The sequence below is a fragment of the Fischerella sp. JS2 genome (assembly GCF_032393985.1).
Taxonomy (GTDB): domain Bacteria; phylum Cyanobacteriota; class Cyanobacteriia; order Cyanobacteriales; family Nostocaceae; genus Fischerella.
In genome coordinates, this window is record NZ_CP135918.1 from 4,828,628 (window position 1) to 4,844,113 (window position 15,486).

At 41.5% G+C, this 15,486-nt stretch carries 13 protein-coding genes and 1 pseudogene; 4 read left to right on the forward strand and 10 right to left on the reverse strand.

Going from position 1 to position 15,486, the window contains the following annotated elements:
• Positions 1-7 precede the first annotated feature (7 nt).
• The 5 genes and pseudogenes from RS893_RS20550 to RS893_RS20570 form a co-directional block, all read right to left on the reverse strand.
• Positions 8-676, reverse strand: a complete 669-nt coding sequence (locus tag RS893_RS20550; RefSeq protein WP_315787424.1) for a fasciclin domain-containing protein — start codon at positions 674-676, stop codon at positions 8-10.
• 472 nt (positions 677-1,148) lie between these two features.
• Positions 1,149-1,985 (reverse strand): cytosolic protein, encoded by an 837-nt coding sequence (locus RS893_RS20555; protein ID WP_315787425.1) that lies wholly within the window; start codon positions 1,983-1,985, stop codon positions 1,149-1,151.
• Positions 1,986-2,205: 220 nt separating this feature from the next.
• A pseudogene (locus RS893_RS30345) lies at positions 2,206-2,286 on the reverse strand (DUF4058 family protein); the annotation flags it as partial.
• Between the two features lie 104 nt (positions 2,287-2,390).
• Positions 2,391-2,963 (reverse strand): SH3 domain-containing protein, encoded by a 573-nt coding sequence (locus RS893_RS20565; RefSeq protein ID WP_315787429.1) that lies wholly within the window; start codon positions 2,961-2,963, stop codon positions 2,391-2,393.
• Between the two features lie 4 nt (positions 2,964-2,967).
• Positions 2,968-4,476, reverse strand: a complete 1,509-nt coding sequence (locus RS893_RS20570) for a UbiD family decarboxylase (RefSeq protein ID WP_315787431.1) — start codon at positions 4,474-4,476, stop codon at positions 2,968-2,970.
• A gap of 331 nt (positions 4,477-4,807) precedes the next feature.
• Here RS893_RS20570 and RS893_RS20575 point away from each other — a divergent pair, with 331 nt between their 5' ends.
• The gene (locus tag RS893_RS20575; RefSeq protein WP_315787432.1) at positions 4,808-5,155 is read left to right on the forward strand and encodes an S-layer homology domain-containing protein; all 348 of its coding nucleotides are present in this window, start codon (positions 4,808-4,810) and stop codon (positions 5,153-5,155) included.
• Positions 5,156-5,242: 87 nt separating this feature from the next.
• On the opposite strand, the gene RS893_RS20580 is transcribed toward RS893_RS20575, so the two are convergent.
• The 5 genes from RS893_RS20580 to RS893_RS20600 all read right to left on the reverse strand — a co-directional run bounded on the left by RS893_RS20580 (position 5,243) and on the right by RS893_RS20600 (position 11,514).
• The gene (locus RS893_RS20580; RefSeq protein ID WP_315787433.1) at positions 5,243-5,641 is read right to left on the reverse strand and encodes a DUF4112 domain-containing protein; all 399 of its coding nucleotides are present in this window, start codon (positions 5,639-5,641) and stop codon (positions 5,243-5,245) included.
• A 235-nt stretch (positions 5,642-5,876) separates the two neighbouring features.
• Complete coding sequence (locus RS893_RS20585; RefSeq protein ID WP_315787435.1) at positions 5,877-7,199, reverse strand: CO2 hydration protein; 1,323 nt, start codon at positions 7,197-7,199, stop codon at positions 5,877-5,879.
• A gap of 10 nt (positions 7,200-7,209) precedes the next feature.
• Positions 7,210-8,709, reverse strand: a complete 1,500-nt coding sequence (locus tag RS893_RS20590; protein ID WP_315787437.1) for an NADH-quinone oxidoreductase subunit M — start codon at positions 8,707-8,709, stop codon at positions 7,210-7,212.
• Positions 8,710-8,888: 179 nt separating this feature from the next.
• A complete protein-coding gene (locus tag RS893_RS20595) occupies positions 8,889-9,587 on the reverse strand; it encodes a carbonic anhydrase (protein WP_315787438.1) in 699 nt (232 codons plus the stop codon).
• Between the two features lie 58 nt (positions 9,588-9,645).
• Positions 9,646-11,514: an NAD(P)H-quinone oxidoreductase subunit F gene (locus tag RS893_RS20600; protein WP_315787440.1), complete on the reverse strand. Its 1,869-nt coding sequence runs from the start codon at positions 11,512-11,514 to the stop codon at positions 9,646-9,648.
• An 882-nt stretch (positions 11,515-12,396) separates the two neighbouring features.
• Between RS893_RS20600 and RS893_RS20605 the strand changes: the two genes are divergently transcribed.
• The 3 genes from RS893_RS20605 (at position 12,397) to bioF (ending at position 15,322) form a co-directional block, all read left to right on the forward strand.
• Complete coding sequence (locus RS893_RS20605) at positions 12,397-13,146, forward strand: sucrose-phosphate phosphatase (protein ID WP_315787441.1); 750 nt, start codon at positions 12,397-12,399, stop codon at positions 13,144-13,146.
• On the forward strand, positions 13,146-13,784 hold the full coding sequence (gene ruvA / locus RS893_RS20610; RefSeq protein ID WP_315787443.1) for a Holliday junction branch migration protein RuvA: 639 nt from the start codon (positions 13,146-13,148) through the stop codon (positions 13,782-13,784). The genes RS893_RS20605 and ruvA overlap by 1 nt, the downstream gene beginning before the upstream one ends.
• A gap of 371 nt (positions 13,785-14,155) precedes the next feature.
• Positions 14,156-15,322: an 8-amino-7-oxononanoate synthase gene (bioF, locus tag RS893_RS20615; protein ID WP_315787445.1), complete on the forward strand. Its 1,167-nt coding sequence runs from the start codon at positions 14,156-14,158 to the stop codon at positions 15,320-15,322.
• The last annotated feature ends 164 nt before the right edge of the window (positions 15,323-15,486 follow it).

The following is a 15,486-nucleotide window of genomic DNA, read 5'->3' on the forward strand; positions in this document are numbered from 1 at the left end:
TATTAACTTATTGTGATGTTGGACTAGAAGTAGGATTTACTTGAAAATTGGGAGGCAAAATTACCTTATCGACTACGTGAACAACACCATTGCTAGCCAATATATCGGCTTGAGTAACTTTCGCACCATTAACTGATATTGTTCTAGCAGTACTATTAACATCGATTGTGACAGGAGTACCCTCGACTGTTTTTACGTCTCCAGATGTCAATTGACTTGAGGTGACTTGTCCAGGAATGACGTGGTAGGTGAGAAGTTGCACTAGTTGTTGTTTGTTTTCTGGTTTGAGGAGATTTTCTAAAGTACCTTGTGGTAAAGCGTTGAAAGCAGCATCAGTAGGTGCAAAGACTGTATAGGGTCCTTGTGCTGTTAGTTGTTCTTCTAAACCTGCTGCTTTTGTTGCTTGGGTCAAAATTTTAAATGAACCTTGGCTGGCTGCTGCTTGGGCAAGTTCTGCAAAGTTTTTGTTTGCAGTTGTACCAGTAGGAGTTTGTGTTGCGGGTGCAGTAGTTGTGGGAGTTACTTCAGCTACGGATGAAGAATTTTCTGTAGGTGTTTGTGCTGAAGGGGTGGTATTTTCTACACTAGGTTGACCACAGGCAGACAAGGCAAATAGGCTACCCGTACCAACAATACTGAACAAAGCTTTTTGTAAAATGCCTTTGTTTGCTTTCATAGCTTTTTTGCAAAATCAAGCTATATAGATTAAATATTACAAAATTTAATATTTTTAACTAAACAATCCCTCAATCCAACGAGGTAGTTTTCACAATATAGATTAGTTTGCTGCGATCGCACAAATAAACTCAAGCAATTCAACAGATGTAGATGAATAGGCGCTTCACTGAACTGTATTGAGAAGTAGGATGCAGGATGCGATCGCCTTAAGCCATCTGGTTAGATTCGCAACGCTTTTAGTTGTGTAGCCAAGGATAGTGGGAAAAATAAACGCACATAAATCAGCTAGCCTCTAATCATCAAATGACTCAACAAGAGAACTCACAAAGCTTTCTATCTCACTCTCATTCCCCCTTCTCGCTTGCGAGGAGGGGGCTAATGCGATGCACTGGAGATGAGTGTGTACTAAGAGAGAGTAGCTTGTTTTGTCAGAATATTGCTGCTTTTTACAGTAGGGTATCAGTAGTAATTTATTGATAAATTCGCCGGAGTTCTTCTAGAGTATTCGCGGTTTTGATACTGGTGAGAATCGCTCTTAATACATCTACGTCCTGTATCTGAGAGATTTCTGGTAATATTGTTAGCCTCTCATCACCAAATTTTAGCTCCAAACCCATTTCAATGCCTTCCAATAACCCTTCCCTTATACCTTTTTGAATCCCTTTTCTTTCTACACTAGTTACATACGGCATTTTCTTTTCCTCCTCATATTGAGTCACTTCTCGCCAAAAGCTGTTCTCTAATTCTTCAGGTAATCTCATCACCCAGTCGATAAACTGAAACAGGTTGATAATATCTTCGCGGTAATAGCCTTTTTCATAGAGTCGTTTTGTCAAATAAAGCTTCCACCGCTTACGTCCTTCGTCATCTTGGCGTGTTTCCTTTGCTTTCAAATGAGCCATAACCACTGTAGCGAAGCGGTTAGAACTTTCTTCTAATTCTGTCCATAGTTGGCTATAGTCAAGCAATTTGTCTATAGGAAACTTAAATTTGACTTCGCAGCCCCATAACTCATTGCTATACTGGTTTGGTTTCCATGTCGGGCGATCGTCACCTAAGATAGCTAAACTAGCTACAGACCGATTGTAACGGTCAAACAGGCGGTAGTGGTAGACGTACATCCGTTGGGCAAAGTTAGTTTCTTCATGACTTTGGACTTCTAGATGGACTAATACCCACCTTTGTTCACCAACCTTTGCCCCAATTCTGCATCTCGAACAACTTGCTGTAACTCTTTGTCCAGAAAAGTATAGCCTCGCTCCCAGTTTATCCCCTCGGCTGCGATAGGGAAGAAAAATTCGATGCATTCTCGAAAGTAGGTTTCAATTGCTTCTTTCCACGGGCTGTCATACTCATCGTTAGGCATTGGCAGGATTTACATCAGATTTGCGAGTGGTAAAAGTTTGATTATGCCAGGTTTTGAGGAGTTAAAGAGTGCGATCGCCTATCTATTCAGCACAATGCTTTGTTAAAATTACTCAAATATTCTTGAGTGATGACGTTTACAATTCGAGCAGATCCATGAGGCATAATCAGCCAATGATGTAATCCTGGAAATAGTTCAGGATGTTCTAAATAAGGGTTCATTCCTGGAAATGGAGAAGGCATAAAAGTATCTCCCTGAAACACTCTCTTGTTACTTCTTGTGCGTTTCTATAGTTATTTTCTCTGTCTTACCCCCTCTCATGTAGGACAACAGTAGAAGGTGTAATTCAAGAACAACTAGTCAGCGCAGCACCACATTGATCTTCACTTGCCAACCAACCCTTGATACCTTGATATTCTACCTGCGCCCATTCTCCCTGACAGCCTAATAATTTCACACTCGTGCTGGGGGGAATTTGTCCCACTTTTTGACTTTGCTGATCAGCATTGGTGTAAAGATTCACGCCGTTAGTTCCATAGCCCCGCGATGATATACCTAACATTGGCAAATATACCCAGCCAGTTCCTTGAAAATCACCAGTAACATCAGTAACTTGCACCCATTCTCCGGAGGCTGCGGTAATTTTTACTGTCTCATTAGTAGCTATTTGTCCCAAAATCTTGTGAGTGGGACTTGCACCACTCCGCACATTTAAACCTTGTGGATCTTTGGTAATGATGTAGGCAGAAATATCACACTTTTGTTGTTTGGGTGATTGGGCTAACACATGATGATTAGCTATACCAGTATTAACAAGTACGCTAATACTACTAAATGCTAAGGCGATCGCTAACTTGGCTGCTTGATTGTTCACTTGCTTTCTCCGATTTTTGGACACCAGCAATATTGCTGATGTCATCTTTTTACTTCAAATCGTAACCAAATAAATTCGGATTAACCTCTCCCAGTTGCAAATCTGCTAAACCATATTCCGCCCAGCGCTTTTCCACCATCGCCGCTATTTCTGGATCTGATTCTAAGGGCGCACCCCATTCGTGTTCGGTTTCTGGTGGTATCTTTGTGGTAGCATCAATTCCCATGCGTCCACCTAAACCTATCTTTTCACTGGCAAAATCTAAGCTGTCAAAGGGTGTATTCGGCAGAATAAATACATCTCGTGTGGGATCTACTTTTGAACTAATCGCCCACACAACTTGACGCGGATCTCTGATATTAATGTCTTTATCCACCACAATCACAAATTTGGTGTAAGTAAACTGTGGTAGCGCACTCCAAAACGCCAATGCTGCCCGTCGCGCTTGCCCAGGGTAGGCTTTATCTATAGATATAATGGCTGCTTTGTAACTCAAAGCTTCCATTGGCAAGAAGAAATCGACTATTTCCGAAACTTGTTGCCGCAGTATAGGAGTATAAATCCGATTGAGAGCGATCGCCATCATTGCTTCTTCTTTGGGTGGACGACCGCTAAATGTGGTTAAATAAATTGGGTCTTTACGATGTGTCATACACTGGAAGCGAATCAAAGGTGAATCCTCTACACCACCGTAATAACCCATATGATCGCCAAAAGGCCCGTCTGGTAAAACTTCCCCTGGTGTAATCGTCCCTTCTAAAACAATTTCAGAATCGGCGGGGACTTCCAAATCTACGGTTTTACACTTTGCTAACTGCACACCAGAACCACCGTAAAGTCCAGCAAATAACCATTCAGATAAATCTACCGGAATCGGTGTCGCTGCTGCCATGATAATTAGAGGATCAACGCCGAGTGCGATCGCAATTTCTAATTTCTTCCCACGTTCGGCTGCTTTACGTAAATGTCTCGCCCCACCCCGCACCGATAACCAATGCACGGTCATTGTATTATGAGATTGTAGTTGTAAGCGATACACGCCAATATTGGGTGTACCCGTCTCGCAATCCTTGGTAATTACCAATCCCAGCGTTATAATCTTACCAGCATCACCTGGATAAGGACGTATCAAAGGTAACTTATTCAAATCCAAATCTCCCCCTTGCACCACCACTTGCTGACAAGCGGGGAAAAAATCTCTTCCTGGTTTCGCCTTGAGTACATCAAACAGCACTTTACCAAAATCGATCACTTGGGAAATCTTTTTGGGCGGCTTAGGTTGTTGAAGCATCGCCAACTTTTTCCCTAATTCTTCCAACTCCTGTGGATGCTGCATATTCATTGCCCAGCATATCCTTTCCACCGTCCCCATCAGATTAATCGCTACTGGCACAGATGAACCTTTGACGTTTTCAAACAATAACGCCGGACCGCCCTTTTGCAACATGCGGTTGGAAATTTCCGCAATTTCTAAATCTGGATCTACTGGCGCTTGAATTCGCTGTAGTTGTCCTTTTTGTTCCAGTAGTTTGATAAATTCCTTCAAATCTCTTGCCATTGGTTAGAAAAAGTTTAAGAACTATGAAGCGCTTTTTATATTATCTGTTATTTCTCTTGCCTGTCTTGAAAATAGGGTATAGGGGTGTAGTAGGAAGAGTCAAATTTTCATGCCCTCGTTGTAGGCTTAATTAGACCTCTTGCAAAAGGTACTTTTGCAAGAGGTAGGGAACAGGCAATTCTTCACAGGCAAAACTGCCAAATCTTTCCTGTTAAGACTTCCCCGTTTCCTGTTCCCGACTTCTGCAAGAAGTCTGTTGCTTGTGGGGTTCTAGCTTCTCAGCCTGCTATAAAATGAAGATATTACAGTCAATGGCTTGGAGGCATAACTAATGTCCAGGATTACTCCAGTGGCCTTAGCGACGACTTTCGCATTAGTAACAATTATTTGCTACCCTTCTAAAACGTTGTCACAAACTATAAAGGGTGGGCGTAACACAGCGCCTCCGACGGGTTGTTTGTCTGGATATCCTGATGGTAAGTATCGTGGTTCTCAAGCAGTCACTCGTTATGAGTTTGCTGCTGGCATGAATGCTTGTTTAAATCAGGTGGAGGAAGTTATTCCCAATCAAGCAAATTTAGCGACGAAATCAGATTTTGATGTTTTAATTAAAAGACAAATAGAGTTAAATCGACAAGTTAGAGAGTTAAATCAGCGTGTTGATAATATTAAAAAATAATGTTTTATCGAACACACATGTAGATGTCCCTCAAGGAGACTTCCCCAGGGAGGTCAGTAAATTTTATCAGTTGAGAGAAAATAAGAATTAAGAGTTAATTGGAGCGAATTCTTCAAGTTTTGTTTCTTCAAGTTCCGGATCAACTACCATTAAATGTTCTTCTAAAATTGCCAAATTACGGATGTTAGATTTATAGAAAGCATCAAATAAATCACCTACTAAAGGCACACTGCCAACAACTGCTTCCAAACCGACATTGAAAATCATTTTGGCTAGGTCTTGGCGTGGAATACTAAAGCGGGTAGCTAAATATATAATATAGGCTGAAAAAGCTGTACTAATTAAATCACCAGCACCTGGAACTAAACCAATAATGGGGTCTAGTCCAATGCGAAAGCCGATCAAAGGAATACGTATAGATGTATCCATCAATTGGCTAAGTTTACGAATGCGGTTGAGAGTAGTAAGGCGTTTAGCAGCGTCCATAATTTACTAGATTTGATATTTACACTATTCCTACGTTGCACTACTTTCAATTAATTCGTCTTGTACCGCAAGGAGGTTTTTTTCTGGAAATAAAATCTTCCCCCTGTTTATGGAGGGATTGAGGGGGTTTTTAGGATTAATGCAAAAGGTCTAATGATATTTGGGAAAATTTTAAAGGGCAAGGGTAAGGGATTATTCTTTTCCCTTTAACCCTTGCCCTTTTTCCCTGAATCAGTTATCTATAATCCTGTCGCTGAATTTGCCGTAAACGGGCAGCATCACGCATACCATATTCAGGGCGACAAAAACGATTTAATTGTGCTTCAAAAAATTCGCGATTTGCTTGTAAATGTTTGGGATTTGGATCATCTAATGGATATAAAAGTGCAGTCCGTAAGGCTTGAATTACCGCAGAAGTAACGTTGTACATTGACCGTTGGAAAGTAATTCCCAACTGAATCAACATATCGTCTTCACCACGACAGTGTTGTTTGTAATAATCCACAAGATATTGGGGCAAGAAATGCAACATATCTTGCATTAAAAGTGTTGGTGGAATGCCCGCAGTCCCCACAGGAAATACATCGGCATATAAAATACCGTAGTGGAAATCTTCTTGCTTATCAGGGATTTGTCTGGCTTGGGCATTGTAAGATTTTGTACCTCGGAAGGGAGAAGTACGATAGAAAACAGCTTCTACATAAGGTAATGCTGCCTCATAAAGCCAGGTAAAGCCCTTAGATTTAGGGATAATTTCGTAACATTCTCCCCGAATATAAACATGATGGTAAATGGGACGACCTGCGATCGCAAAAATTCCATTGACCAAGAAATTCATAGCATCGGGGACACCTTTAAATCCGCCTTCATCATAGATGTCCGACATTTCAAAGAAAACCGGTGCCATGACTTCCCAGAACAACCCCAGGTTAGCGTAATAAGACATCTGGCGGCACTGTTCCAAAAACATATCTGGAAACAGTTTATACAATCCCAGCATTACGGGGTTGCCTTGGAAGTAGGCCTTAATAGCGCGATCAGCATTAGCTTTGTACTCTTCAGTGTCGAGATAAGCATCAAATTGATTCACTGGTGCATACATATGACGATGCCAAAGCATTGCCCGCATACACTCTTCGGCAAATTCCATATTTATGCGGTCATGAAACCAATGATGAAGCAATTTTGGCATTTTAAAGGTTTCACCCTTTTCCATAAATGCCAAAAGTTCTGGATGGGCTGTTGCTTCACCACGCCAAATTCGCAAATCAGCATCGTCACCAGCATAATGATTATGCCGCTCTAAATACTCCTGAGAAATAAAGTATTTAAAGAAGGGAAACGGATCTAAAAAAACCTGTTCGGCAATATAAAGTAAGTCACGCCAGTAGAAATCCATCGGCACTGCATAAGCCTTATAAATGCCGATAATTTGCATCAAATTTTCTGGCGTATCCGGTAACATTGAACCGCCAGCTTCTAAACGGTGAATTATTTCTGCAAATTCATGAGTAGAAGGCGGTAATTTAGTTGTAGGTTTATCTAGTGCTTGTACCATTTTTAGTTCTTTATTTCAGGGCTACTTGCTGAGTCACTGGTTTTTCGATGGGAGGAATGGTTGCAACCATTGCTGTTGTTGTTGGTTCAGCCCAACGCACTAACCAAGTGGGTTGTACTCCTAAGAACAAAATTAAGGCTGCCAAAACTAGGGCTGGCATTTTTTCGTGCCACAGGACTCGTGGGTAATAGGCAAGGTTGTTGTCAAGTTTACCAAAACAGGTACGGTTGAGGAGAATGACAAAGTAAACTGCGGTTAAGCCAGTAGCTACTACACACAATAGAGTAGGGATGGGGAAGACAGAGAAACTACCTTGGAAAACGATAAATTCAGAGATAAATCCTGTCATTCCAGGAATACCCGCGCTAGCCATACCGCCTAAAACTAATAAGGCACTGGTTAGGGGTAAACCGCGTATAGGATTCATTAAGCCATTGAGGACATCCAACTCCCGGGTTCCCACCTTGGCTTCTACAACTCCGACTAGGTGGAAGAGAATGGCTAGGATAATACCGTGGCTAACCATTTGGGCAACTGCACCAACAAGGGCAAGGGGAGTACTAGCAGCAGCAGCCAGGAGAATGTAACCCATGTGACCGATGGAACTGTATGCCACCATGCGCTTGATGTCTTTTTGAGCGATCGCTGTTACTGCCCCATACATGGCACTGACTGCACCCCAAATTGCCAAACTTGGTGCGAGAGTACTCCAAGCATCGGGAAACAAAGCCATCCCAAAGCGCAAAATTCCGTAAGTTCCTAACTTCGCCAGTACACCACCAAGCAGAATGGCAATCGGGGCGGAAGCTTCAACGTAAGCATCTGGCAACCAAGTATGCAAGGGAACCAAGGGAATTTTAATCCCAAAGCCTAGTATGATTCCTACCAACAGAACAATTTGCAATGTTGCTGATAGAGTCTGAGTAGAAAGGGCATCGTAATTAAAGCTAGAGGAACCTGTCACCCAGACAATACCCAAAAAGGTAGCCAGAATTAATGCGCCGGAAACGGCAGTATAAATCAGGAACTTAATACCAGCATAAGCTCGTCTTTGACCACCCCAAATACTAATTAGCAGATAAAAGGGTATTAATTCTAGTTCGTAGAACAGGAAGAATAATAGTAAATTTTCTGCTAAAAACGCGCCTGCAACTCCACCACTTACTAACAACACCAGAGAGTAGAAAAGGCGAGGACGTTCTATTTGCTGACTGCTGCTGTAAATAGCAATCCAGGTGAGCAAACTATTTAAAATCAGCAGTAAAATCGAAAGTCCATCTACCCCAAGCTGATAGCTTAAGCCAAGGGTTTCATTCCAGGGGAGATACTCTTTTAACTGCATCCCTGGATTGTTGATATCAAATTTGAGTAAGAGAAAAAGATTCCACAACAGTACTATTCCAGAAGCAAACAATGCTCCTAAACGCACACGATTAGCAGAAATATTTCCTGGTAATAATGCGATGACAGCAGCCGCAAAAATCGGGAGCCAAATTAAAACGCTGAGCATAATTTGGAATGGTAAAATTGATGTTCTTAAAGTACGGACGAAGGAAAGAGAGACAAGAAGGACAAAGGAGAAAAATTAATTACTCATCCCATACCGAGTGACAAATGACCATTGACAATTAACTATTGACCATCCTCACCAGTTAGCTTTATTTGTGTCGATATACTTAAGTAAATTTGCTAACTAACAATCGTGATTTTACTAGTATCTAAGTCATAGTATCCACCAACAATTTTGAGTTTATTTTCTTGAATTAATTGAGAGAGAACAGTTGATTTTTTCAATTTCTCTATTTGTGCCCTGACGTTGGCTTTACAAGCATTTTCTAACTTGTCTCCGGGTTGATTTTTTGACTGTTCTATACCAGGTTGTATAGCAGCCACTAAACTACCAATCTGACCTGGGACTTGAGCGCCTTTGATTGTGGCATCTACTGCACCACATCTTTCATGTCCCAGCACCATAATTACTTTTGAACCTAATATTAAGCTGCCAAATTCGAGACTGCCAATTTCTTCTGGTGTGGCAACATTACCAGCAACGCGGCATACGAATAAATCGCCAAATCCTTGGTCAAAAATAATCTCTGAAGGAACACGCGAATCTGCACAACTGAGAATAGAAGCAAAAGGTTTTTGACCTTTGGCAACTTCTGTTAGACGTGTATAACTTTGATGGGGATTTTTCCGTTTTCTGTTGACAAAACGTTCATTACCTTCTAGAAGTTGTTGCAATGCTTGGTCGGGAGATATATTATTTTCGGCAATTACTTTTGGTGGAGAAACTAATTGAGAGCCAACACCGGCTGTTACCACTCCTGTACCTAATGCTCCTGCACCTAGCTTCAGTATATTTCTTCTGGAAAAAATTCTCTCCACTGAAATGCTCCTCAAATACCAGAGATAAAAAACTTATCGCCTTTGACTTGATGCACTGTTAGCGAGACAAGTACATCATGTCTAAGAACTGATTTCCCCAGTAGGGCCAAGTGACGAATATTCCTAAAACACCAACTCCTAACAGAACAGTGAAGGCATAAAATTGAGTTTGTCCAGAGGTACTATACTTAAGACTTTCGCCACCACCAATGGAAGCTAAACCAACCAAGTTAACAATGCCATCAACTACGAAACGATCAACAATGTCGGCTAGTTTAGAAATGAGGTCAACACTCAAAACAATACTCATCCGATAGAGTTTAGCAGTGTAAAAATCGTAGGCGATTAAATCTTGTAAACCTTTCCAAGGTAGGCGAATTGGTTTTGGCACATTGCCCAGATAAATTACACCACTGATGCTGCAACCAAAAATACTTGACCAAATTAACAGTAGTGCAACATCTTTATTTAATTCAGCCCAACTAGGTAGAAGTGATAAGCTTTGCAAAATTAAGGGTAAATGAAGAGTAAAGCTCATCAAAATGATCATTGGTAACACCATTTGCCAGCCAACTTCAGGCGATCGCTCACTCATTTGCTTGGGTTTACCACCAAAAATGAGACTGAATTCCCTGGTTAAGCTAAAAGCTGTCAAAGCATTGACTGCTATTACTACTCCAACTAGCCAAGGTTTGGTTGTCCATAGTCCATCTGCTAATTTCAACAATGCCCAAAAGCTACCTAGAGGAGGGAAACCAATTAGTCCTAAAATACCAACAATATAAGCTAAGCCGGAAACTGGACGACGTGACCATAGTCCACCCAACAAAGTAACATTTTGGGTAATACTGTTCCAGACAACAGCACCTGCACTCATCACCAGTAATGCTGCGCTTAAAGCGTGGGTAAGTACCAACAACAGCGCCGCTTCGTCTTGCTGCGTACCTACAGCGATAAATACCAAACCTAAGTAGGCACTCACAGAGTAAGACAAACAGCGTTTAACATCAACTTGAGCGATCGCAATTAAGGAAGCACCTACCGCCGTGACTGCACCGATACCAACCATCGCGTTAGAAACTATAGGCGATAAGCTAAAAACAGGTTGTAATTTTACTAGCACCCAAGCACCACTCGCAACTACCACTGAATTACGCAAAATAGTACTGGGGATAGGCCCTTCCATTGCCTCATCCAACCACAGATGCAAAGGGAACTGGGCGCATTTACCCATTGGCCCTGCAATCAGCGCCAAACCAACCAGTGTGATTAGTGTTGGATTTACATTAGCACTAGCTGCCCACTCTGCTAGTTCTGTATAATTCCAAGTTCCTGATAGAGGCCATAGTCCCAGTACCCCCATCAACAGGAATAAGTCGCCTATCCGCTTAGTTAGGAACGCATCTCTCGCACCAGTGACTACTAAAGGTTGGATAAACCATAACCCAACCAGCAAGTAAGTTCCGAGAGTCAGGATTTCCAGAATTACATAGCTAAAGAATAGGTTGTTGCACAAGGCAAGGGCGCATAGTCCCGCTTCAAATAATCCCAACAAAGAATAGAAGCGTCCCCAACCCCAGTCCATTTCCATGTAGCCAATGGCATAAATCTGTGCTAGCAAATTTAAGCCAGAAACTACGATCATTGCGCCAACAGTGATCGAGGAAATTTCTAAATCAATGGAGAGATTTAAACCCGCAGTACTTAACCAAGGTATAAATACTTGATATGCAGGTTGATTCCAAGTAGCAGGAAATGCCAAAGTAGCATGAAGAAATGCTAAAAATGTCATGATTAAATTGACATACCCTGCCGGTCTTGGCCCTGTACGCCTAATAATTCCCGGCGACCAAGGCACAGCTAAAAGCGCACCTATTAACGCATATAAAGGTACTAACCAAACCGTTTCAAGCAGAAACTGAGCCATTAACTCACCTCTAAATTTGCAGCAAGATCGAATAGCGGCTGTGTCATTACAACCGTTACTTCCAGACAACGTTGCTATGGGAGTTCAAACAAATTTATATTTGCTTAATCTTATTAAATATAGATTATCCTTATGTCTCTCAAAATGGAATTACTTACCTAGACAATTCAACGATAATTATTGTAATAAATTCTTATACATTTTTTATCAAATAGTGACTATTGATTTAAATCTATATATTTCTATATTGCATCAATTCCAAGTCTCTCCTCTGTTTTCATCTACATACTTTGCGTCATAAGTAAAGTGGTAAGTTGTTAGCCTATACCAATTCAAATAGTGTTTGCGACAAATAACCCCACCCGCCTGACGGCACCTTCCCCTTTCTAAGGGGAGGGTTGGGGTGAGGTTTTATATAATCCATGTGTTGTATTCTTTTTTCAAATTGGTATTATCTAGTTTAGTAGATGAAAAATGTCAAGAGCAAAACTATAATCAAAATACTATGATAACTATCGATTTTTATATATAAGTATCAAGAACGTAGTTAGTAATGGGTAGTTGGTGATCATTAGTTATTTTGTCACCATGCCCAATGCTCAATGTCCAAGCTTGATATCGTAAGTAATTAGTCAGTCTTACGTTCTAGAAAGAAGCGTTACAAAACGCAGATTTAGCGAGGATAATTTGGAGCGAGCATATCTTGCATCTTGCTCTAAGTACGCCTAGAACTAAAGTTCCAGGCTGATAGTAAAAGTCATCTTGAGATGACTAAGTTATTGAATTTTGCTACTTTAGTAGACTTGAGTTATTAGCCAAGATAAGATTGGAGCAAAAACGGCATACACTTTTGATGTAAACCTAACATCCAAAGAGGTAGCCGTGGCTGGATTTTTGTTTGTAACTGATTTAGATCATACTCTCGTAGGTGATGATCAAGCGCTGCTGCTATTGAATGAGCGCCTGCAAAGACATCGTGAAGAATATGGTACAAAAATTGTTTATGCTACCGGGCGATCGCCTGTTCTGTACCGTGAACTGCAAGAAGAAAAAAATCTTCTTGAACCAGATGCCCTAATTTTATCTGTAGGAACAGAAATATACTTGGATGGTAACGACAGCCCAGACTCTACTTGGGCAGCAATACTTTCACAGGGTTGGGACAGAAATTTAGTGTTATCTAAAACTGCGGAATTCACTGAGTTAAAACCACAGCCAAATTCTGAACAACGTCCTTTCAAAGTAAGTTTTTTCCTAGAACAGGAGGCATCTGTAGCAGTTTTACCAAAACTAGAGTCAGAGTTGCTCAAATCTAATTTAAATGTAAAGTTAATCTACAGTAGTGGTATAGACCTTGACATTGTGCCTCGCAGAAGCGATAAAGGTCAGGCAGTACAGTTTCTTCGCCAAAAGTGGAAATTTGTAGCAGAGCAAACTGTTGTCTGTGGTGATTCTGGTAATGATATTGCTTTATTCGCAACAGGCAATGAACGAGGGATTATTGTTGGGAATGCTCGCCCAGAGTTACTCCACTGGCACAATAAAAATCCCGCTAACCACCGCTACTTGGCACAAAATGCCTGTGCAGGTGGTATCTTGGAAGGCTTAAAATATTTTGGACTGATGGAATAATGATTAGTTATCTTAAAGGCATCGTTGCTGGCATTCAAAAACAGAGTGGAAATCGCCATATTCTCACTCTCGAAGTCAACGGTATTGGTTACGATTTACAAATCCCAGCGCGGTTAGCACAGCAGCTACCAGAATCGGGAGGTGAAGTACAACTATTTACCCATTACCAAATTCGTGAGGAAGTACCGTTGCTGTACGGTTTTGGTTCCCCAGCAGAACGGGATGTATTTCGCCACTTGCTGAGTGTGAGTGGTATCGGTGCTGCTTTGGCGATCGCTTTATTAGATACTCTAGAAGTTCCAGAGTTAGTCCAGACTATAATCACTGGTAATATTCAATTGTTGATTCAAGCACCTGGCGTCGGTAAAAAAACCGCAGAACGCATTTGTCTAGAATTGAAAAGCAAATTAATCGAATGGCGCAAAACAGCAGGCTTCTTCGTCGCTACAGGCGGACCAGCACCAGGAATTCTCGAAGAAGTGCAAATGGCTCTCCTCGCATTGGGATACACTCCAACTGAAGTAAGTCACGCTTTGCATGTAGTTAGCGAAGATATTGGACTACCAAAAGACGCATACGTAGAAGAATGGCTCAGACAAGCGATCGCTCATCTTAGTAGTACAGAATGTAGTTATTAGTCAATTGTCAATTGTCAATAGTAATTATTTATTATTATCTTAGTTATTAGTTTTTTGTTAGTAGTTAGTTGTTAGTGGTTAGAAATCACTTAACTGTTAACAGTTAACAGTAAGTAATATAATTTGATTAGGACTTACGCAAAATCTCTCTGAAAGCCTCTTTCTTTGTGTCCTTTGTGAGTCCAGCCCCCCAAAAAAAAGCGGTTTCCGTCACGTAGACACGTTCGCGCAGCGTGTCGCTTTACGACTCAGCGGCTTCAAGGTAGAGTACCCGGAGGGTGGTTCGTTTTTCCGTTACTACTGCGTAAGTCCTATTGATAACTAATAACTGAACTACTCTCCCCATCTCCCCACACTCCCCACACTCCCCAATGCCCGATCCCTACGCTTGGATAGAACAATCTCTAGCAACAATTCACCGTGCAGACTGGTATCGTTCAGTACATACTATTGACGGTCTTCCTGGTGCAACAGTATTACTTCAAGGGCGGGAAGTAATTAATTTTGCCAGTAATGATTATTTAGGATTGGCTGGGGATGAACGTTTGATAGCTGCGGCTACTGCTGCTGTGCAAGAATTTGGCACTGGCAGTACTGGTTCTCGGTTACTCAGTGGGCATAAGAAAATCCACAGAGAACTAGAAAAAGCGATCGCATCCCTAAAGCAAACAGAAGATGCAGTTGTATTCAGTTCCGGCTATCTAGCAAATTTGGGTGCAATCACAGCCTTAGTAGGCAAGCGAGATTTAATTTTAGCTGACCAGTATAATCACTCCAGCCTTAAAAATGGGGCAATTCTCAGTGGTGCAAAAATTGTTGAATACCCCCACTGTAATGTCGAAGCAGTCAAAAGCGAGTTACAAACATTACGCCAAGACTATCGACGCTGTTTGATCGCTACCGATAGCGTCTTTAGTATGGATGGAGATTTATGTCCTTTACCTGCACTAGTTGATCTAGCCCAAGAATTTAGCTGTATGCTGCTAGTCGATGAAGCCCATGCTACTGGGGTATTAGGAAAAACAGGTGCAGGGTGCGTCGAATATTTCGGCTGTACAGGTAAGCAAATAGTACAAATGGGGACATTGAGTAAAGCTTTAGCTAGCTTAGGTGGCTATGTAGCTGGAAGTGCAACACTCATTGACTATTTACGAAATCGCGCCCCGAGTTGGATTTATACTACAGCCGTCTCACCCGCAGATACAGCCGCAGCATTAGCAGCAATCAATATTATTCAACAAGAACCACAACGCCGCACACAATTGTGGAAAAATGTAGATTACTTAAAAAACTTAATACACCAACACTTACCCAATCTCAAACTACTACCTTCAGAATCACCCATTCTGGGGCTGCAATTTGCTAGCGCAACAGACGCACTCCAAGCAGGAAACCAACTTAAATCTGCTGGCATTTTTGCCCCTGCGATTCGTCCTCCCACCGTTCCTACCAGTAGAATCAGAATTTCTCTCATGGCAACTCATGAGCAAACCCATATTAATAAATTAGTAGAACAGCTAAGTCTAACCTCTCATTAATCCCCAGCGAAAAATCTTCCTCAAACCTCCGCGCCCCTTTGCGCTTCCTCTGCGTAACTCTGCGTTTAAAAAAACTACCTTTTGCGCAAAGCTAGTTTTTATTTCTTCGTGTCTTTTAAACCACTAAGGCACCAAGACACAAAGCTGAGCTTTACGCTTAGCCT